The sequence below is a fragment of the Buttiauxella brennerae ATCC 51605 genome (assembly GCF_001654925.1).
Classification (GTDB): domain Bacteria; phylum Pseudomonadota; class Gammaproteobacteria; order Enterobacterales; family Enterobacteriaceae; genus Buttiauxella; species Buttiauxella brennerae.
Genome location: NZ_LXER01000020.1, coordinates 234,011 through 253,913, shown reverse-complemented (window position 1 = coordinate 253,913; position 19,903 = coordinate 234,011). Strand labels below are relative to the sequence as shown.

The window sequence follows — 19,903 nt, the reverse complement described above, 5'->3', positions numbered from 1 at the left end:
TAATGAAGTTAACCATTTACGTAAATGTCAGGCAGCATTCATAACAAGTATCGCGGATGCTTGAAATTCACCCTCCAGATCCGAGTATGATGTGCTGCTACTTTTTTTCACTGGTACAAACGTCACTGTATCTGTTCCCTGCCCAGAAACTAATTTCGCATGAAAACTTCCATTAGGAGGCACTTCGACTCCATTATGGAGCATAATTACACCTATATTTGCATTACTGGTTGAGATCGTATTTTTTGATGAAAATCCCGCAACAGGCGTAGCAATCATTTGTATATCAATATCTTGTGTAACAGGTGAATTACAGTAATATTCAAGGCTTTGAGAGACAGACGTTACACTTGATGCCGAACCAGTTGTTAATTTATCTGCATAAATATCGCCGAAAGCTACATTTATTTGTTGATTATTATTTATTGTACACGTAGAGGTAATGATGTAAGCGTCATTAGCAGCATAAAATTTCCACGTATAATTAATTGGTGCTTGACTCACTTCCTTTCCGTTCTGAACATTATAAGGAGTTTGCCGCAAAGCTAAAGTGAGAATAAGATCACCCTGTTTTATCGGCACAGTCTCACCAGGTGTATCAGAAAGTTGCAACCAAAATTGTATTGGCAGCGTTTGCGAAAGCGGATATCCATTATAGTTTTGACCACTTACACGCAATAGGTGTAAAGCTCCAGTATTTGGTAAATTATAATCAGTGCCGGATATAGTCGCTTTGGACATCGATACCAACGGTGAAATAGTCGTCATTGGAGTCGTAGGTGATGTTTGCAAGTCATCATTTTGCGTAGAATCACTAGTGAAATCAGCTGCACAAGTGATCATATTTTGTCCTGAACTGAGATCAAGTAAAACGTTTTTACCAGCGCTCATTGCAGGATCTATCCTCACCTGTACGGAAGCAGTGCCACCACCAATAGGAATAGATGCCCCCGACGCGGAATTACAATGGAAAGCAAAAGCTTTGGGTGTGGAAATAAATAGCAAAAAAAACAATACAAAGCCGATGGTAACATTATATTTTATTTTTTTGTGCAAAACAAAAAATTCACAGATAGCCATAGGTTCGATTATATTTCACCTCAAATTAAGAGGGTAAGCATATGACGATAACGTTAATCATACCCTCCAGAATATACATTACGAGCAACACACCCGAGCTGTTTTTTAAATCATATGTAAATATAAATTCATTTGCATCATAAAAATAGAACTATATAGGACTAAGAGTCCAGTTTCGTACATGAATAACTCACCTTTTTTATGCACATGATGCCTATATGCACATGATGTCTAGAGGTGAATAATGCTAATTTTTATCGTCTTTCATGATGGGTAATAATTTAAGTAGTTAATAGTTATACTTGGTAACCATTTCATAACAAATGTATTTTCAGCGGTATTTATAACTGTAAATGTTACTTAAAAATTTATTTTGCAGTATAACACGCTATTTAAATTTATTAAATAAGCATGATTGCCTATAAATATAACAAATTCGCGCCAGCTCAATGTGGTTTCCGAAAACCAATGACAAGCACTTTAAAAGATCTTGTCAGTAAACGGCTGTCACCGGTCAGGCAGATGTATGGACTATGTTGCTGTGGTATTCATTTGTGTGATGAGTGCGGCATTTTGGTGTGAAACGGGAAGTTAAAAATAATGAATGAAGAACAATAAGATAATGGCTACGCTCTGCTTGTGTAGTAAGTCGCCGCCTGTTCTTATTGTTTTATGGTATGGATAAAAGTTGTTGGTTTTGCCGCATGAGTAAGAACCAACTGAATATATTAACGTTTATGCTGACTATACGAATTGTGGGGGAGTCGTCATTTATCCAGTCTGGAAAATGTGTTCTAACAGCATCAAAAGCCTGAAAGGAGCATGAGATGCGTGAGTTTGACAAAATGGTGAGTGGCGAAAGTTACTATATTAATGACCCGGAACTGCGGGAAATTCGCTACCGCGTGCGGGATACAGTTGATGCGTTTAACGCCTTGAGTGCCCGTAACGTTACCGAGAAAGACCGCTTAATTCGCACGATATTTGCCAGCGTCGGTGAGAATGTTCATTTCGAAAAAGGGATGCGCATTGATTACGGCTGCAACACCTCTATCGGCAGCAATGTTTTTATTAACTTTAATTTTGTGCTGCTGGATTGTGCGCCAGTGACCATCGGGAATAACGTTTTCATTGCGCCGGATGTGCAGATTTACACCGCCCAACACCCGCTGGACCCTTTCTCCCGGAACCAACATATTGGCAGCGCACGCCCGATAACAATTGGTGATGATGTCTGGATTGGTGGGGGATGCATCATTCTGCCGGGGGTCACAATCGGCAAAGGCAGCACCATTGGCGCGGGAAGCGTAGTGAAACATGATATTCCTGCGGGCGTGATCGCGGCAGGTAACCCGTGCCAGGTTAAACGAGTTTGTAGGGTGGACGAGTTGCGGGAAGCGGTGTGAGCGGTCTAATCTCAGCATATAGATGAATGAGATAAAGAGAGCGCTGGAAGAACATTGATGAAAAAGATTGCGATTGTCGGTGCCGGGCCAACGGGTATTTATACGTTATTTTCCCTCCTGAAGAACAACGTACCACTTTCAGTTTCTGTCTATGAGCAAGCCCGTGAAGCGGGCGTTGGCATGCCCTACAGCAATGAAGAAAACTCGCGCATGATGCTGGCAAATATCGCCAGTATCGAAATACCCCCGATTTTTTCGACCTATATTGACTGGCTAAGAAACCAGAGCGACAGCCATCTGGCTCGTTATGGTGTTGAATCTTCTTCCCTTCATGTTCGCCAGTTTTTGCCACGCATTCTGCTGGGCGAGTATTTTCGCGACCAGTTTTTGGCACTGGTGGCGCAGGCAAGAAAGCAGGGCTTTGAGATAAACGTCTATGAATCCTGCCAGGTTACCGATCTTGAGGCCACGCCAGAAGGGGTGAAACTCTGGGCGCAAGACGAGGCGCAGGCCAGCCTGTTCGATCTTGCGGTTATTGCCACCGGGCACGTCTGGCCTGATGACGACCAGGCGACACGTTCATTCTTTCCAAGCCCGTGGTCGGGGCTTATGGAAGCCACTATTCCTGCCTGTACGGTGGGGATTATGGGCACCTCGTTGAGTGGTCTCGATGCCGCCATGGCGGTGGTTATTCAGCATGGAGAGTTTATTGAGCATGATGGGGAACATGTTCAGTTCAATCTTGATGAGGCTAGTCGGGCGCTCAGGATTGTGTTGATGTCGCGCTCGGGCATTCTGCCCGAGGCCGATTTCTACTGCCCCCTTCCTTATGAACCATTGAGCGTTGTGACGCAAAGCGCGGTTGAAGCTGAAATTGCCGCCGGAGCAGAAGGTTTGCTCGACCGGGTTTTCGGCCTGATGGTGCAAGAAATTCAACAGGCGGACTCGCACTGGAGCGCCCGTATTTCCATTCAGGAACTGAATGCCGATTCTTTCGCTCAGGCCTGGTTTGCCGATCGCAAGACAAATGACCCTTTCCTGTGGGCTGAGTCCAATCTTCAGGAAGTCGAGCGCAACAAACGCGGCAGGCGCACGGTTGCCTGGCGCTATGTCATTTTGCGCTTGCATGAGGCCGTTCAGGAAATCGTGCCTTATCTTGATGAAGAAGACAGAAAGAGGTTCGATACCGGGCTTGCCAGGGTGTTTGTCGATAACTATGCGGCGATTCCGTCACAATCGATTCGCCGTTTGCTGGCGCTTCGCGAGGCCGGAGTTGTCAGCATTCTTGCCCTCGGCCCGGATTACGAGATGGACGTTAACGATAACCAGACCGTGATTTCGGCTCACGGAGAAGTACATACATTCGATGTTTTTATTGATGCCCGCGGGCAGCAGCCACTGAAAATAAAAGACCTGCCATTCCCTGCGTTACGAAAACAACTGCAAGAAACCGGAGAGGATATTCCGGAAGTCGGCGATGATTACCGGTTGCTGGAACCTGCCGCTGTGCGCGGGAGTATTGCTTTTGGTGCATTACCCTGGCTGATGCACGACCAGCCATTCGTTCAGGGGCTGACGGTTTGCGCGGAAATAGGTGAGGCGATGGCAAAGGCAATATCAAAACCAACACGCCAGCAAAAGCGCAGACGTTTACCGTTTATCGATATGTGAAAAATAAAAATCAGTGCTATTCATTATTCTTGCTAAGAGAGGCGTATATGAATAACAGCCTTACTTTATTCAAGCTAATGAATGTTTATTAAAAAATAAAAAACAATTTGCATTGTTGTGTGCTATCTAAGTTGGTTTTATGCTTTTGTATAATCCAGTTCATGAGAGCGATAGAGGCATAAAATACACCTGCAATGTTGTACTGTTAATGCTATTTCATTAATTTTGTACAATATTTTCATCGATTACAGGTCTATTACAGCTTTTTACATAACACTTTTGAGTGTGAAAGTGATGGTTGGCAGATTTTAATTCTGATTTTTTGTTGGTGTGTTTGTCGAAAAACGTATTAAAAAACTCAGTGGCGTTATATTAAGGTTTTTTTATCTTTGTTTTTAGACGTTAAGCTACTCACAAATACTCGTTGTGACTTTCTTTGCAAGTGTGTCTGTTTGTTCTATTATGAAAATAGTTAATGAAATTCAATAGCGATTGGTTTCATTTATATAACTTAACTCATACTTTCCTGCTTTAACGCAATACCATCTGTCTATGGACAGGGCTTTACTGTGCCCGCTATGGATAGTTACGTGGTCACTATCAACTGGAATAACCGCATCATGGAAATTAACGATACCCCGCAAGCTGAGAAAAGACTGGTAGCCAGATTTCTGGATATGTTCATTAAATTTGGTCTTATCCTCGCATTAGCTTCCTTCTGCTTTACGGTCATCTCGCCATTTATGAATATGCTGCTGTGGGCACTTATTCTGGCGGTGACGCTGTATCCGCTTCATCAACGTTTTGCTGCGCGTATGGGGGGAAAACAGGGCTGGGCTGCGACATTGCTGGTGCTGTTGGGCGTGCTGTTAATTGTGGTGCCAACCATCGCGATGATTAGCTCTTTGGGTGATAGCGTCAGTGTGCTGATTGCCAAAGTGACCAGCGATAGCCTGGTTATTCCGTCACCTTCGAATCGTCTGATGGCTATTCCTGTCGTCGGTGAAAAAATTTATATCGTCTGGATGAAAGCCTCAACTGACTTGCCCGGTTTAGTGAAAAGTTATGGCCCGCAGTTAGGGGAAATCACCCGCCAGGTCATTACCATTCTGGCCAGTATGAGCGGTGGTTTAATTGGCTTTGTCTTCTCCTTTATTGTTGCCGGGATCATGATGGCCTGGGGCGCACCAGGTGCGAGGAGTGCCACCAGTATTGCCACACGTATTACCGATGAGAGAAAAGGCCCGGCACTGACAACACTGTGCACCAACACCATTCGTGCGGTGGCGATGGGGGTTATCGGCGTGGCCTTTATCCAGGCATTGCTGGCAGGCATCGTGATGGCGATTGCCGGTATTCCTGCGGTGGGCATCTTCTTCGTGCTGGCGCTGATTTTAGGGATTGCGCAGGTTCCGGTCATACTCGTTACGGCACCGGCTATCGTTATTATGTGGATGATGGGCGACCACGGTACGGCAATGAATGTCGTGTTCACGGTATTGCTGATTATCGCGGGTATGGCTGATAACGTGCTCAAACCACTGTTGCTGGGGCGCGGGGTCGATGTACCCATGCCTGTGGTGCTGTTGGGTGCGCTGGGTGGTATGGCGACGAGCGGTATTCTCGGCATGTTTATCGGTGCCACGCTGCTTTCCATCGGTTACCGAATCTTTATGGCCTGGGTCAAAGAAGGTCCATCTGGCCCGACGTTGAGCGGACAAGATGCTCTGTGAGGATAGATTCAGGCGCCTCCTGCTAACAGGGGGCGCAAGCCTGGTCTTGAGCGCGTGTACCACTCTTGGGCCGGACTATAAAACCCCGCAGGTGCCGGAAGTGGCGCAATGGCAGCCGGCGACAAACACCATGGCTGCCAAAGCATCCCAAACCAATTACGACCAGTGGTGGGTGCAGCTCAATGACCCGACGCTGACTTTTCTGGTTAACGAGGCTTTACGTAAAAACCCGGACGTTAAAATCGCCGGTCTGCGCCTGCTGGAATCACGCGCCCAACTGGGGATTGCCGAGAGTCTGCTCTCGCCCCAGGCCACCATTGGTGATGGGGAAGTGCTTACCGGCGGCCAGCAACACGATGGCCGTTATATCTCCAGCACCACCTATGGCGCGGGTTTTAACCTCGGCTGGGAAATTGATTTCTGGGGTAAGTTTAAGCGCGGGATAGAGTCTGCTGATGCGAATTACTTCGCCACCCTGGCTCAATATGACGATATTCAGGTGCTGATGGCGGCGCAAGTCGCGCAACTGTACGTCAACATTCGCACGCTTGAAGCCCGACTGGAGATCACCCACAGCAACGCCAAAATTCAGCAGCGCAGCCTGGAAATCACCGAGAAATTATTCCTCAGTGGCAACAGCGCGGAGCTGGATGTACAGCAGGCGAAAACGCAATATTTATCAACTCTCTCCAGCCTTCCACAACTGGAAACCAGCCTGCGCCAAAGCCAGAATGCGCTGAGTGTGCTGCTGGCTCGTAAACCTGGTCCTCTGCCTGAAATGGCAACGAGCACCGGCGTGCTCCCTAAAGGGGATTTGGCTCTGGTCTCCGAAGTGCCTGCGGATTTGCTGCGTCGCAGACCTGATGTGCGGGTTGCCGAGCGGCAACTGGCTGCTCAATCGGCACTGATCGGCGTGGCAGAAGCTGATCTTTATCCTTCTATTTCTCTTATCGGCAGCGTGGGTATCAGCGCCCGTGATGGCAACAGCAGCACCTTGTCCTGGGTGGCGGGGCCAACGTTCAGCTGGAATCTGTTGGATCAAGGGCGGCTCGGTAACCAGGTGCTGGTGCAAGATGCCCGCTTCCTGCAACTGCATGAACGCTATCGGGACACGGTGTTTCAGGCGGCACGTGAAGTCGATGATGCCGCGGTTGCCTATGCCAACGACAAACAAGAGATCGACCTGCTGACGCAAACGGGGCAGGCGGCTAACCGTTCTCTGGATATTGCAAACACGCAATACCGCGAGGGCATGGCCGATTTCCAGCGCGTGCTGGATTCGCAGCGTGCGCTGTTCAACCAACAAGAAAGGCTGGTGAACAGTCGGGGTGCGTTGATGCGCGACCTCATCACACTCTATAAAGCGCTGGGCGGCGGCTGGGAGAAAGGGCGCGAACGTCCGCTGGTTGACCCGCAAACCGACGCTCATTTACGCCAGCGAGACAACTGGGTGCCTTTATTGGATGCACCTTTGCCATCAGCAACGTTACCCAAAGAAGGTAAACAGCAATGACAGAACCCTCTTCCCCGGCAGGGCTTGCCAGCCGTAGTGGCGTGATTGGTCTCCTCGTGGTGATTGTTTTACTCCTTTGCTGGTATTTAGCGGCCGACCGCCTTACGCCTTATACCTCTCAGGCACGGATACAGGCGTTTGTGATCCCTATCTCTGCCGAAGTCGCAGGCCAAATTCAGAAAGTCTATGTGCGTGACAATCAGGAGGTTTCGCCAGGTGACCCGCTGTTTGAGCTTGATCCTGAGCCTTATGACATTGCGCTGGCGCGAGCGCGTTCAGATTATGAAACGGTGCTCAGTTCGGTCAAAGCCAACAATGAAACCATTGCTGCTTCCAAAGCGGGTTTGCAGGCCGCGACAGCGGCATATCAAAACGCGGCGAAAGACGCGGAACGCCAGGAACGTTTATATCGCGAAGACCCCGGCACTATTTCCGTTCGTCGCCTTGAAGTGGCACAGGCTACGCGCGAAACCGCGCGCAGCCAGATGGCGGCGGCCGCTGCTGATGTGCGCCGGGCAACCGAAGCCGCAGGTGTTGCGGGCGATAACAATTCGCAGCTCTTGAGTGCGCGTTCAGCCGTGCATAAAGCCGAACTGGACCGCAAAAATACCGTGGTACTCGCGACCAACCGAGGGCTGGTGACGGACCTGCGCACGGACATCGGCCAGTTTCTGGGGGCCGGAGCACCCGTGATGACGCTGGTGGCGATTAACGATGTCTGGATTAGCGCCGACATGACTGAAAACAACATTGGCAACGTGAACGTCGGGGATGAAGTGGCGGTTCTGCTCGACAGCATGCCGGGGCATATTTTCAAAGGCCAGGTGCGCAGCATTAGCTATGGCGTCAGTGCCACGCAAAGCCAGCCTGCAGGCGTGTTGCCAACGGTGGATAACAACCGCGATTGGTTGCGCCAGGCGCAGCGTTTCCCGGTCAAAATTGCTTTTGTTAAAGATGATTTTCCACCCGTTCAAAACTTGCGGGTGGGTGGGCAGGCGGATGTGTTGGTTTATGCCAATGGCAGCGGCCTGATGAGCTTCTTCGGTAGCATCTACATACGATTGATGAGCTGGTTCTCGTATATCTACTGAGGTTCGCCATGCATAACGGGGATCGTGCCGTACTGAGGATTGGGGTTGGGGTCGCCATTGCGGTGCTGGTCTGTTACGGGCTCGCACTACCGATGCCGCACCTCGGCTGCATCATGGCGTGGATAGTGCTGTGCCAGGGGAAACCGCTGCCCATCAAGAAGGGGATTGTCGTTGGTTTGCTGCTGATGGCAACCATGATTGGCGGCGTGTTGATGGTGCCTTTGCTGACGCATTATCCGTTGCCCGCGCTGTTGTTTACCGCCTTGCTGCTTTACCTGTTGATGCTGATGGGGCTCAAAGGCAAAGGGATGCAGGCGATGCTGCTGATTACGGCGGTCACCATTATTCCCATCGCCGGGCTGATTGAACAATCACTTGCGATTGGCATCGCCCAGATGATGGGGCTTGGCATCATCATTGGCACGGTCGTTAACCGCTTCGCGCTGGCACTGTTTCCACCGCAAGCCACCCACGCTGCGGCTGCCAAAGTGGCACTGGCGCCGGAGTCACCGCATCTGCTGGCCTTACGTGCGGTACTGATTGTGTTACCGGTGTGGTTACTGGCGTTAAGCAACCCGGCGTTTTATATCCCGGCGGTGATGAAAACCGTCATGCTCGCTCAGCAAACGAATACCCTGGCGGCAAAACAGGTAGGACGCGAGCTGGTGCTTTCGACGCTGATGGGTGCGGGGCTTGCCGCGTTGCTGTGGTTCGCGCTCACCATCTGGCCTTCGTTATTAATGCTGGTGCTGTGGATGGCTCTGCTGAGCCTTTGGGTTGCCCGGCGTCTTGTACGGCTGGTGGCGAACCGCTTTACCCCCTCTTTCTGGAGTAATGCCTGGGTGACTTGTCTCATCTTGTTTGGCCCCGCCATTCAGGATAGCGCGTCGGGGAAAGATGTCTGGCTGGCGTCTGCGATGCGTTGCTCTTTGTATGTTGTGGTTGCCCTGTATGGCTGGGCGTGCGTTGTGATTCTTGAACGTTGGCGCCCGAGTGGCCGGCCAGCGGCTGAACCTGTTCCAGGAGGATAATATGTTGCTGGTTTTACTGACGGGGATGCCTGTCATCCTGTGTAATATGCTGCTGCAATCGTGGGTGTCTATCTGGTGTATTCGTTTTTACATCAAACGCTTTCACCACAAAGAAGGGGTGTTGGCTGGGGTGCTGGCACTGTTTGGCATCATTATCATCGTACTGATGGGGAACCTGCTGCAAATTCTGCTGTGGGGCGCGCTGTTTCTCTGGCTGGGGGAATTTGCCACGCTGCAAGAGGCGGTGTACCACTCGGGCGTTAACTTTGCCACGCTGGGGTATGGCGACATCGTGATGAGTGTTAAATGGAAACTGCTTGGCCCACTGGAAGCGGTAAACGGCGCATTGATGATTGGCTTGTCAGGAGCGAGCATGCTGGCGGTTTTGCAGCACCATATTCGCAAGCAGGTAGGGTCGTTTAATTAGTTTTTCACCTGCATTTAACAGCAGGCGCTAAAGAACTCGCTGTTGTCCGAATTTAAGAAATTAACCGGGCAGCAGCTATTTATTAGTATCCCGTATTGTTGCCTGTTATTTACCCTTTGCGTGAAACTTCACACTGCTGAATGCCTATTTCCCGGTACTCATTTCTCTTTCCAGCGTCATAATCTACCGCAAATTCACATTTAACATTTCTTTAAAACTTAAGCATATAAAGAAACAACATGATAGGTTTGATCGATCTATATAATACAAATGATCAGTGGTACCTATTGATTAAATCTATCGAATTTAATTTATTGATCGTTATTATCGATCTGTGTTTATATATTAAACGTACTTATGTGTTTCGAACTTACATTTAGTAACAAGTACAACGACACTTCTACCAGCCGAGTAAAATACAGACATCTTTTGAGTAACATTAATTTATAAGAAAAAATGATGAATTAAAGATAATACCAATTTGATGCTTTCAGTTTTGGGAAGCATTAGGAATTTTATCACTATGGCTTGCTACCTGGCAATAAATGTCCAAAAAAGAGTATTTCTTCAATGAGCACATGGTTCCAGAACACATTTATTTATCAATTAAACAACAGCCGGATTTTGTTATTTAATAACCGCATCATTAAATCTGTGGTGGCAAGTTCCCTGGCTATTGTTCCCTTTGCTATCATTCGCGCACTGATCGTCGTAAGCTCCATTATTGCCAGCCATATGGGATGGCATCACTCCTCGGCCCGCCTGCTCCAGCTAGAAGAAACGCTCACTGAGTTTATGCCCATCGTAATGAATGCTTTCATGGCATTGCATTGGGCAATTCGTAACCGTTATTCGGTTGTCCATTTTTTGACAATTAATTTATGTAGCCTGCTATTTATCAGTCGCGTCATCAGTGATGGTAAATTCTTCTTTTTCGACATAACAGTACCGCTAGCACTGCTTTCAGGCATTACCGTTAATATCTTATTGGATAACGCCATCCGTTTTGTCGATAAATTCCAGTTTCTGAAAAACAAGAGCCGCAAAGCTTCAATATTATTTTTCTTTTCAGTGCTTATTATTTCGTTTTCGACCTTTATCATTGGCGTGGTCGCCCACTCTTTTTATCAGTGGATATTCCCGCTCATTTCGCAGGGTCTTTTGGGGTCTTACCCTGATAATTTTATCGATGGATTGCTGTATATCGTTTTCCGTTGCATACCCTGGTTCTTCGGGATTCATGGCTATTTTATTTTCGCCGAATTAGATATCGGCTTTATTAACGAGATGCAGGGGAACATCGCCGCCTGGCACGCAGGGCAGGCGCAGCTCAACATTATTAGCCCGGTTTTTTATAATATCTGGTGCACGATGGGGGGAACGGGAAACACGCTGGGAATGCTGCTGTGCATTGCGTTAAATAGACGCTCACCACACCGCCATGTGCTCGGGTTATCACTGCCGCTGTCTCTTTTTAATGTCAACGAGCCATTAATTTTTGGCTTGCCGATAGTCATGAATCCCTTGCTGATTATCCCTTTTGTACTGGTCCCCGCGGTTTCGTACACCATCGCTTATACCGCCACGGCCTGGCATCTTGTGCCGCCGGTTTCGGAGGCGGTTAACTGGAGCGTGCCACCGATTCTGAGTACCTGGATTGCGACGGGCGGCTCGGTTTCAGCCATCGTACTGAACATTGTGATTATTGGCGTGAGTGCGCTTATCTATGCCCCTTTCGTCAGAAAGTGGTGTATCAGCAAGCAGAAAACACCGGAGCTGGATCTCTTTCTACCACCGACTAATCTCGACCTGGTTCCCGGCCATTATCTTCAGTCGGAAGAGAAGTCTTACCTCGACGCGCTTAACCAGATACAGCGGTTACAAACCAGCGGCCACTTTATTCTTTATTTTCAGCCTCAGGTGCGGATTTCTGACCGCCGAATCATTGGCGTTGAAGCGTTAATTCGCCACCAGGGTCTGGATGGGAAAATTACTCCCCCCGTTTTCCTGCAATATTATGACCGCCTGAAAGCCATGGCTGATATCGACTTTTGGGTGATTGAGCAATCCATTAATTACCTGCATCAGCATATGAGTAGCTTCAAAGACATGACGCTGTCGGTCAATGTCTCTGCCCAGACGTTACTTGATAAGCGGCTGCTTACCGTGATTTCTCAGGTGCTGGAAAAACCATTGCCACCCGGCTGGACTCTGGAAATTGAAATAACAGAGACGCAGGCGGTTATCGACCCGGCAGGTGTGATTGCAATACTGATGCAGCTGAAAGCATTGGGGATTCGTATCGCGCTCGATGATTTCGGCGCGGGCTATTCGACGCTCAATTACCTGACACGCTATCCGCTCGACAAAATTAAGCTGGATCGCTCACTGGTGCAGGGGCTGTCTGAAAAAGGCGGGCTCCAATTCTTAAAACAGGTTACCCGACTGTGTCGTCTGACCCAGTGCAACCTGGTCATCGAAGGTGTTGAAACAGAAGACGAACTACGCCAGGTGCTGGTTGAAGGGATTGAAACCGATCAGGAACTGGCCCAGGTCCGTTCTGTAGGGATTGAACTGGCTCAGGGGTTTCTCTTCTGGCGCCCGCTGTCGGTGGACAATTTATGTGTGGTGCTCAAAGAGAACCATCACGGCCTGGAGCAGCAGCAATGCGCTAAAGCCGAGCTGGAATTTGTAGAATAAAACACCGCTCTCAAGTTGCACTGATCTTTGAGAAAGATAAAAGGGACAGTTAAAAAAGGAGTCATCAGAAAATGAAAAGTCGCACGGATATCACTCAGTCGGTAAAGATCATCGGTGATGAAATAGAAAAATGTGACCAGTCTTACTTTGCCATTAGAAAAATGGAACAGCGCATTGAGTTAGTTCAGGCAAACCAGGTGGCTTTTCTTAAAACCGGTGCCATTACGGTTCACCGTGTTGATGATGGGCTACTGACTATTACGGTTAAAGCCCCGGCGGTTATCGGGCTGGGTAATATGAAAGGAGAGGGCGGTGCACACTATATTCAGTGCAAAACGGAATGCTCGATGTGGGTGCTGGACTCTGAATCTGCCTTTGAATTGTTTAATGAAAAGGCACTTTGGCCACATGCCTTTTTCGTTATCAGAAAATATTTACATCTGTTTTTATCGAAGAGCGAAATGGTCAATAAGCCTTCGGTGAAGGAGATCGTTGTTGAGCATTTAAAGAAAATCTGGGCGCTTAGTGAGCCGGAAAGAAATGCCACATCTGTGTATGAATTTATCCTGTCCCGAAACAATGTTTCCAGAAGTGCGGTACAAAAAACGATCATGGATCTTGTGGCCCAGGGGTGTATTCGATTCCATCGCGGAAAGCTTTTATCCGTGACCGATCTTTAATAACCAGACACCGCCAGGCACCTGGTTAATCCAGTGTTCACTATGCATGTGCAAAGTTCAGCGCTAGTTGGATCCCGGTTTGATGATAGCTAACTGCTCTCTTAGTTTTTGCTCATCAGCATCATTATGCTGATGGCGGGCAATGGAAATTAAAGAGCGATAAACATTTAGGTCGTTATGTTGGCCGACATATTCGCTGCCCCAACGATAGAAATTATCGAGTAATGCGGCGTCATGAGTTTGATTAAATTGCAGCAGCATCGCGACGTGGCGGTCGTAGTTGTAGCGCTCCCACTGAACCCACGGGTTAATCAACTGCGCAACAGGGGCGGAATTTTTCATTCCTGTTCGTTCAAATTCAGTCAGCACCTGGTGGGTTTTAAAACCGCTGGCAAAAAAGACCACTGCGCAGAAGGATATACTGACCACCGCTGCGGCCACGACTTTGTACGTTTTCTTTTGCGGGAGTTCTGCTGGTTGTTCACTGATGCACAGGCGACATAACAGAATAAGCGTTAGCCAATGAGCTGCCGATTGGTAAAGCGGGTATTCGGTCATGGTGTGCAGTGCAATCGGCAGGCTCAGTGCCCACAAGGGTAATGCGTAGCGGTTGTTACCTTTTATCAGCGTAAGGTAGCCCGCAGCGATGGCCAGCATGCCCGCCGCAGCGGCAATACCACCTTCCGCCCAACCAAATAAAAACTCATTGTGAGCGTGGGGGATGGGGTATGGGAACGTATGATGAAGCAACTGTGGGGACACTCTTGCAACAACATATTCGAAATGGCCATAACCCCAACCCATAATTGGGCGCTGGCGAATCATTTCAATAGCGGACTTCATAATGTAAATCCGTTCGCTGTTCGAGCCTTCTTTATCGACAATTGCCACTAAGGGTGCCAGCCAGTGGCTGTTCTTCAATAATTCGCCGATAGCCACGCCGCAAAGGGAGAGGGCGAGTAGCAGCAAGATTTTGCGGGGCTGGTGGCGATAAACGACACACAGCAGGACAAATACCGCTGCGCAGCCAAGGTAGCCCACCCGTGACTGAAGAATCACCAACATCGTAGGCAGCATAACCACAGCGATGCGGCAGAAATTTGTCAGCAGGCGGTTTGCTGTATTCAGGCAAAACCATAATGCGATGGCGTAGCCGGTGGCCAGAAAACTAGCCAGCACGTTAATTTGCTGGAAAATACCGTATGGGCGCGTCCCGGGAACGAACTCCATCCAGTTATCATAGCTGTGTGTTTTGAGCTGCCAGAGCGTGATACCCCACTCTATCAACGCGCCAACCAACACGCTTAACAGCAGAAACTTTCTTTGCTGTGAGCTAAAACGTAACTGAATTAACACCCAAAATAGCGCGATCCCGCCCCATAAGCCGGCGAGGCGAATAAGGGCAGTGCTCAAGACAACTTGTGAAGTGTAAAATGCGGGTAGGCTCAACAAGATGCCACCCAGAATAAAGAGTTTCAATGATTGGGGTAGGGCGTGTGCGGGTAAGCTAAATAATGAAATTCCGGCAATAAAAATAACTAGGGAAATAATACCCCAACATAAAATATTGCCAGGTAGTTTCAAACCTAAGCCACCCATGTTGGGGGCGTAAATATGCATAAGAATCATGAAATAACAGCTAATCAAAAAGACCACGCTGTAGGTTAAACGTTTATTGGTTAACATTGTTTTATTGCTCAGGTAAAAGTTGCATAAAAGTATTGCTAAGCAAAAAACCTGATCATTTCAGCAGCATGAACAGGTTTTTATTTTCTATATAAATCTGTCAGTTATTAATGTCAGAATTTATCAGGCAGTTTCTCGATGCTCACTAATATCCCATTTTTGATAGTAATGTAGTTTCCGGCACCGAGTTGTTTTAGGATCTCCATCACCCGACTGCGTGAAAGCATGGTCCGGCTGGTGATAAATTTTGCCGCCGTAATGGCGTAGCGATCTTCGATTGTTAACGCCATCAATAACCCAAGATGGTGTTTAACGATATGATAAGCGTCCTGGGCAACCATGTTGGTATCCCGAACCATATAGCCTTTAATAATTCGCCCCAACACAACGGCTACTTCACGCCACAGACCTTTCTGATCGATAATTTTAAGTGCGGTTTCTCTGGATATATACCCTACAACCATTGAGGTGTGGGCCTGCGCAATGACATCGACTTTCTGAAACGCATGTGCCAGCCCCAGAATGGCCGGCGCCTGAGTTTCATGAATCAGCAAGCGATCGCTTTTGCGGTAATAACCGACGTTGCCTGTTTCAATCAACAGTAGCTGCTCATCATCCTGTTTAAAGTCCAGGAACACGTCGTTGCGTTTCAGTCTCTTCTTTTCAGCCAGAGGCATTAATGCTGAGAAAAGTTTCTCCAGGGCTGTAGAGTAGTGTATGTCGACGTCCAAAAGACTACTAAACTGTTTATCCATTACATCCTCAGCACATCAAGTAGAACGATAATTCTATATGAATTTTAATGAAATCATATCTAAATTATAGAACATTCTGATAAGTAACGGATGAAATAAATGAGAAATATCTTCCCTGCTTATATGGAAAGGACAAGGTGTTATTTTTTTATAGAAATTGAGTTAAAATAAAAATGACCACAACAATATTCTTTCCATTATTTTGGATTTACAGTCCGATTCAGGATTTAGAGTCCGGAAAAGCACCAGGGTTTGCATGGCCCTGCTTATAATAATCGCTATTATACATCTCACGATTTAGTCGTAAAGAAGCTCAGTATTTAATATTCAACATGGATGGACTAAATAAATGGAAAGGATAAAACGTTCTGTTTCTATATTTGTTAATCCTGATTTGCTTATTAAATAGTGACACAGTGATTTTGTTTATACATGTATAGGAACTGCTTTTAATGAAAATGTCTAAAATTGTTTTGGCTCTGAGCCTGGGTATGACTTTAGTAACAGCGGCACACGCTGAAGTTAAAGATCAAGGTCACGGTACTGTTCATTTTGTTGGTTCAATCATTGATGCTCCATGTTCAATCGATCCAGATTCTGTTGACCAGACCATTAAAATGGGTGCGATTTCTAACGCAGCGCTGAAAGACGGTGGCCGTTCAGAGCCAGTAGATTTCAAAATTCTGCTGACTCAGTGCGACGTATCGACTCTGACTGATGGCGTGACTGTGACCTTCAGTGGTTCACCAAGTACCGGTAACGCGGAACTGCTGGGCATCACCGGTTCTGCAAGCGGTGCAAGTATTGCTCTGATTGATGGCGCGGGTAGCCCGATTAAACTGGGTGAAGCATCCGTAGCTCGCCCACTGGTTGACGGCAGCAACGAAATGGACTTCGCAGCGTTCCTGCAAGGTGATGCAGGTGCATCTGCAGCTATCGTCCCAGGTTCGTTCACAAGCGTTGCTAACTTTACTCTGAGCTACAACTAAGTCAGTCGTATTACTTAGTCATAGAGTTCACTTGTAAATAGGCCAGGGTAATGGATTACGTAAAACGACTTGCTTTAGCGCAATTACTGTTCTGGCCTTTAATATCCATCAGCACTGCCAAAAGCAGTGTTGGTGGATATCAAGATCATGGTCGTGCCACATTATCGGGGTCCATTACTGGTTCCGCATGTGCCATTGACACCAATAGCCAGGATCAGAGTTTAAATCTTGGTGTGATTTCAGCGGCTGAAATACAGCAGTTTGGCCATGGTAGTGAAACGCCTTTTGCTATTAAGTTAATTAACTGCACATTAGTTTCTTCCAGCAAAACACAACCTAACTGGAGTTATTTTAGTGTTACCTTTGATGGTAATTACATCGATGGTGATTTATTTGGGCTTGATGGTGATGCTCGTGGTTTTGGTCTTTACATTAAAGATGAGTATGGGAATTCTGCATTGCCAGGGCAAGCTATGCCCGCAGGTATTATCGATGCAGGAAGTATTGTTCTCAATTACCGACTCCGTCTTCAGAAAGATAACAATTCGTTACAGGCAGGGAGCTATCACACGGTAATAAGATACCAACTGGAATATTACTAATGGCTAACAAAAATTTGGCGATGACCACGTTCTTAACGCTGCACCGTTTGTCACCGTTGGCTATTCTTACTAGCCTTTTCTTGCACAGCGTTCCTGCCTGGTCTAGTGATACAGTTGAATTTAATACTGATGTGCTGGATGTAAAAGATCAAAAAAATATTGATATTTCCCAGTTTGCTCGGGCAGGTTTTGTTATGCCGGGCAACTATCAAATGGATATTCATATCAATAAACAGGTGGTCACCGACCAACCTGTGATTTATATGGCACCGCCAGATGATGCCAAAGGCAGTGTAGTGTGCCTTGCACCCGATCAAGTTAAATTTTTAGGTCTAAAAGAAGAATACCAAAATAAACTGATCTGGTGGAATGATAGCAAATGCCTTGATCTCACTTCTTTGCAAGGAATGCAAGCTAAAAGCGATCTGGGGACTAACTCCCTGTATTTAAGCATTCCGCAAGCCTACCTTGAATATACCGCGGAAAACTGGGATCCCCCTGCGTTATGGGACGATGGTCTGGCGGGTGCATTGTTTGATTACAACGTGAACGCTCAGCGCAATCGCCCTCAGTCAGGGGCTGCCACCACGGATATCAGTGGTAATGGTACAACTGGCGCGAATTTTGGGCCGTGGCGTTTACGTGCCGACTGGCAAGCACAGAAATACTCAGGTGGGGACAGTGGCAGTGACGAAAGTTCATCATTTGACTGGAGTCGTTACTATGCCTATCGGGCGCTGAAATCCATTCATGCAAAATTGACCATGGGTGAAGATTACCTCGACTCCGATCTGTTCGATAATTTCCGTTTCGCCGGAGCCAGTATTAAGTCTGACGATAATATGCTGCCGCCTAATCTGCGTGGCTATGCGCCTGAAATTGTGGGTGTGGCAAAGACCAACGCCAAAGTAACGGTGAAGCAAAAAGGGCGCGTGTTGTATGAAACACAAGTCGCGGCGGGTCCATTCCGTATTCAGGATATGAACGATGCGGTAAGCGGTAAACTGGATGTCACCGTCGATGAACAAGATGGCACTTCGTCAACGTTTCAGGTGGATACGGCTAGTATTCCATACCTTTCGCGCCCAGGTTCCGTGCGTTTTAAAGCCGCGGCAGGCAAACCTGATGACACTGACCACCATTCACAAGGGCCGGTATTTGGCACGGGTGAGTTTTCGTGGGGTATCAATAACGGTTGGTCACTGTATGGCGGCTTGTTAGGTTCCGGGGAATATAACGAAGCATCAATCGGTATTGGCCGTGATTTATTAATCCTCGGCGCGTTGTCTTTCGACATTACGCGTTCGAATGCGCAACTCGATGATGGTACTCATAGTGGTAACTCTTACCGTGTGAGTTATTCCAAACGTTTTGATGATTACGATAGCCAGATTACCTTTGCGGGCTATCGCTTCTCAGAAAAAGAATTTATGAGCATGGATAACTATCTCGATGCACGTTATGGCGACAATGAAAGCTATAGCGACAAAGAGATGTATACCGTGACATTTAATAAGCAGTTTAAAGATGTCGGTATCAGCATATATGCCAACTATAGCCACCAGACTTACTGGGATAGCCCGGCAGATGACCGTTTCAGCGTGTCAGTGTCGAAGTACTTTGATATCGGCAGTATTAAAGATGTGAGTGTTAACGCATCGTTATATCGCTCCGTTTATCAGGGCACGAAGGATGATTCCTTCTATTTAAGCCTGAGTGTGCCACTGGGTGACGGCGCGTCGCTAAGTTACAACGGGCAGACCAGCGCAGACAGTAGCAGCCAGAACGTTAGCTATAACAAAACCATTGATAATAATAATAATTATAGTCTTTCAGCCGGCGTGGGTGCTGAGAATAATGCCTCGTTTAACGGGTATTACACCCATAATGGTGATGTGGCCAAAATGACGGCCACGGCGGCGTATGCGCAAGGTGATTACAGCTCTGCGGGCTTGTCAATGGCTGGCGGGATGACGGCAACGACACATGGTGCGGCGTTACACAGTATTGGCTCACCAGGGGAAACTCGTTTGATGGTCGACACCAGTGGCGTGGCTGGAGTACCTATACAAGGCTCAACAGCTACAAGTCACTCGAATTACTTTGGTAAAGCGGTGATTTCAGGGATCAATAGCTATTATCGTACCAATGCCTCGATTGACGTTTCGAAACTTTCGGACAATGTTGAAGCCGTGAAGTCGGTAACTCAGGCAACCCTCACTGAAGGTGCTATCGGCTATCGCAAGTTTGACGTGATTGCCGGTGAGAAAATGATGGCGGTGATACGCCTGCAAGATGGTTCATTCCCCCCATTTGGAGCGACTGTTCAGAATGCGGAACAGCGTGAAACGGGGATCGTGAACGACAATGGGATGGTTTACCTCACTGGTATGACTCCCAATGCAAAAATGACCGTTGCCTGGGATGGCGATCAGCAGTGTGAAATACAACTTCCGAAAGTACTCAAGAGTGAGAACAGTGATGGCTCTGCGGCCAACTTACTGCTGCCTTGTGTAAGTTCGGTGAATTGATAAACTTT

General features: G+C 47.6%; 15 protein-coding genes. 12 read left to right on the top strand and 3 right to left on the bottom strand.

Annotated elements, in window-relative coordinates:
* Nucleotides 1-27: 27 nt before the first annotated feature.
* Entirely contained in the window at nucleotides 28-1,080 is a 1,053-nt protein-coding gene (locus M975_RS13045) for a fimbrial protein (RefSeq protein WP_064560030.1), read from the bottom strand.
* An 827-nt stretch (nucleotides 1,081-1,907) separates the two neighbouring features.
* Between M975_RS13045 and M975_RS13040 the strand changes: the two genes are divergently transcribed.
* The 9 genes from M975_RS13040 (at nucleotide 1,908) to M975_RS13000 (ending at nucleotide 13,332) form a co-directional block, all read left to right on the top strand.
* Nucleotides 1,908-2,486: a sugar O-acetyltransferase gene (locus tag M975_RS13040; protein WP_064560028.1), complete on the top strand. Its 579-nt coding sequence runs from the start codon at nucleotides 1,908-1,910 to the stop codon at nucleotides 2,484-2,486.
* Between the two features lie 57 nt (nucleotides 2,487-2,543).
* Nucleotides 2,544-4,157, top strand: a complete 1,614-nt coding sequence (locus M975_RS13035) for an FAD-NAD(P)-binding protein (RefSeq protein ID WP_064560026.1) — start codon at nucleotides 2,544-2,546, stop codon at nucleotides 4,155-4,157.
* Nucleotides 4,158-4,777: 620 nt separating this feature from the next.
* Nucleotides 4,778-5,890 carry an AI-2E family transporter gene (locus M975_RS13030; RefSeq protein WP_064560092.1) on the top strand — a complete coding sequence of 371 codons (1,113 nt, stop codon included), beginning with the start codon at nucleotides 4,778-4,780 and terminating at the stop codon, nucleotides 5,888-5,890.
* Nucleotides 5,891-5,936: 46 nt separating this feature from the next.
* Nucleotides 5,937-7,403, top strand: a complete 1,467-nt coding sequence (locus tag M975_RS13025; RefSeq protein ID WP_245164422.1) for an efflux transporter outer membrane subunit — start codon at nucleotides 5,937-5,939, stop codon at nucleotides 7,401-7,403.
* Nucleotides 7,400-8,494: an HlyD family secretion protein gene (locus tag M975_RS13020; RefSeq protein WP_064560022.1), complete on the top strand. Its 1,095-nt coding sequence runs from the start codon at nucleotides 7,400-7,402 to the stop codon at nucleotides 8,492-8,494. The genes M975_RS13025 and M975_RS13020 overlap by 4 nt, the downstream gene beginning before the upstream one ends.
* Nucleotides 8,495-8,502: 8 nt before the next feature.
* Nucleotides 8,503-9,525, top strand: coding sequence for a DUF2955 domain-containing protein (locus M975_RS13015; protein ID WP_064560020.1), 1,023 nt, complete (start codon nucleotides 8,503-8,505; stop codon nucleotides 9,523-9,525).
* A 1-nt stretch (nucleotide 9,526) separates the two neighbouring features.
* The gene (locus M975_RS13010; RefSeq protein ID WP_064560018.1) at nucleotides 9,527-9,952 is read left to right on the top strand and encodes an ion channel; all 426 of its coding nucleotides are present in this window, start codon (nucleotides 9,527-9,529) and stop codon (nucleotides 9,950-9,952) included.
* A 570-nt stretch (nucleotides 9,953-10,522) separates the two neighbouring features.
* Complete coding sequence (locus M975_RS13005; RefSeq protein WP_064560017.1) at nucleotides 10,523-12,652, top strand: EAL domain-containing protein; 2,130 nt, start codon at nucleotides 10,523-10,525, stop codon at nucleotides 12,650-12,652.
* Nucleotides 12,653-12,723: 71 nt separating this feature from the next.
* Nucleotides 12,724-13,332 (top strand): helix-turn-helix domain-containing protein, encoded by a 609-nt coding sequence (locus tag M975_RS13000; RefSeq protein WP_064560015.1) that lies wholly within the window; start codon nucleotides 12,724-12,726, stop codon nucleotides 13,330-13,332.
* 63 nt (nucleotides 13,333-13,395) lie between these two features.
* Here M975_RS13000 and M975_RS12995 read toward each other — a convergent pair whose 3' ends face one another.
* Together M975_RS12995 and M975_RS12990 are read right to left on the bottom strand one after the other, a co-directional pair.
* Nucleotides 13,396-14,745 (bottom strand): PglL family O-oligosaccharyltransferase, encoded by a 1,350-nt coding sequence (locus tag M975_RS12995; RefSeq protein ID WP_167350541.1) that lies wholly within the window; start codon nucleotides 14,743-14,745, stop codon nucleotides 13,396-13,398.
* 386 nt (nucleotides 14,746-15,131) lie between these two features.
* On the bottom strand, nucleotides 15,132-15,773 hold the full coding sequence (locus M975_RS12990) for a helix-turn-helix domain-containing protein (protein ID WP_083967892.1): 642 nt from the start codon (nucleotides 15,771-15,773) through the stop codon (nucleotides 15,132-15,134).
* A gap of 452 nt (nucleotides 15,774-16,225) precedes the next feature.
* On the opposite strand from M975_RS12990, the gene M975_RS12985 reads away from it, so the two are divergent.
* From M975_RS12985 to M975_RS12975, 3 genes are read left to right on the top strand one after another with little or no spacing between them, the layout of a single operon-like run.
* Entirely contained in the window at nucleotides 16,226-16,762 is a 537-nt protein-coding gene (locus M975_RS12985; RefSeq protein ID WP_064560011.1) for a fimbrial protein, read from the top strand.
* Nucleotides 16,763-16,812: 50 nt separating this feature from the next.
* Nucleotides 16,813-17,364: a fimbrial protein gene (locus M975_RS12980; RefSeq protein ID WP_064560009.1), complete on the top strand. Its 552-nt coding sequence runs from the start codon at nucleotides 16,813-16,815 to the stop codon at nucleotides 17,362-17,364.
* Nucleotides 17,364-19,895, top strand: a complete 2,532-nt coding sequence (locus tag M975_RS12975) for an outer membrane usher protein (RefSeq protein ID WP_245164420.1) — start codon at nucleotides 17,364-17,366, stop codon at nucleotides 19,893-19,895. Before M975_RS12980 ends, M975_RS12975 begins: the two co-directional genes overlap by 1 nt.
* Nucleotides 19,896-19,903: the final 8 nt, after the last annotated feature.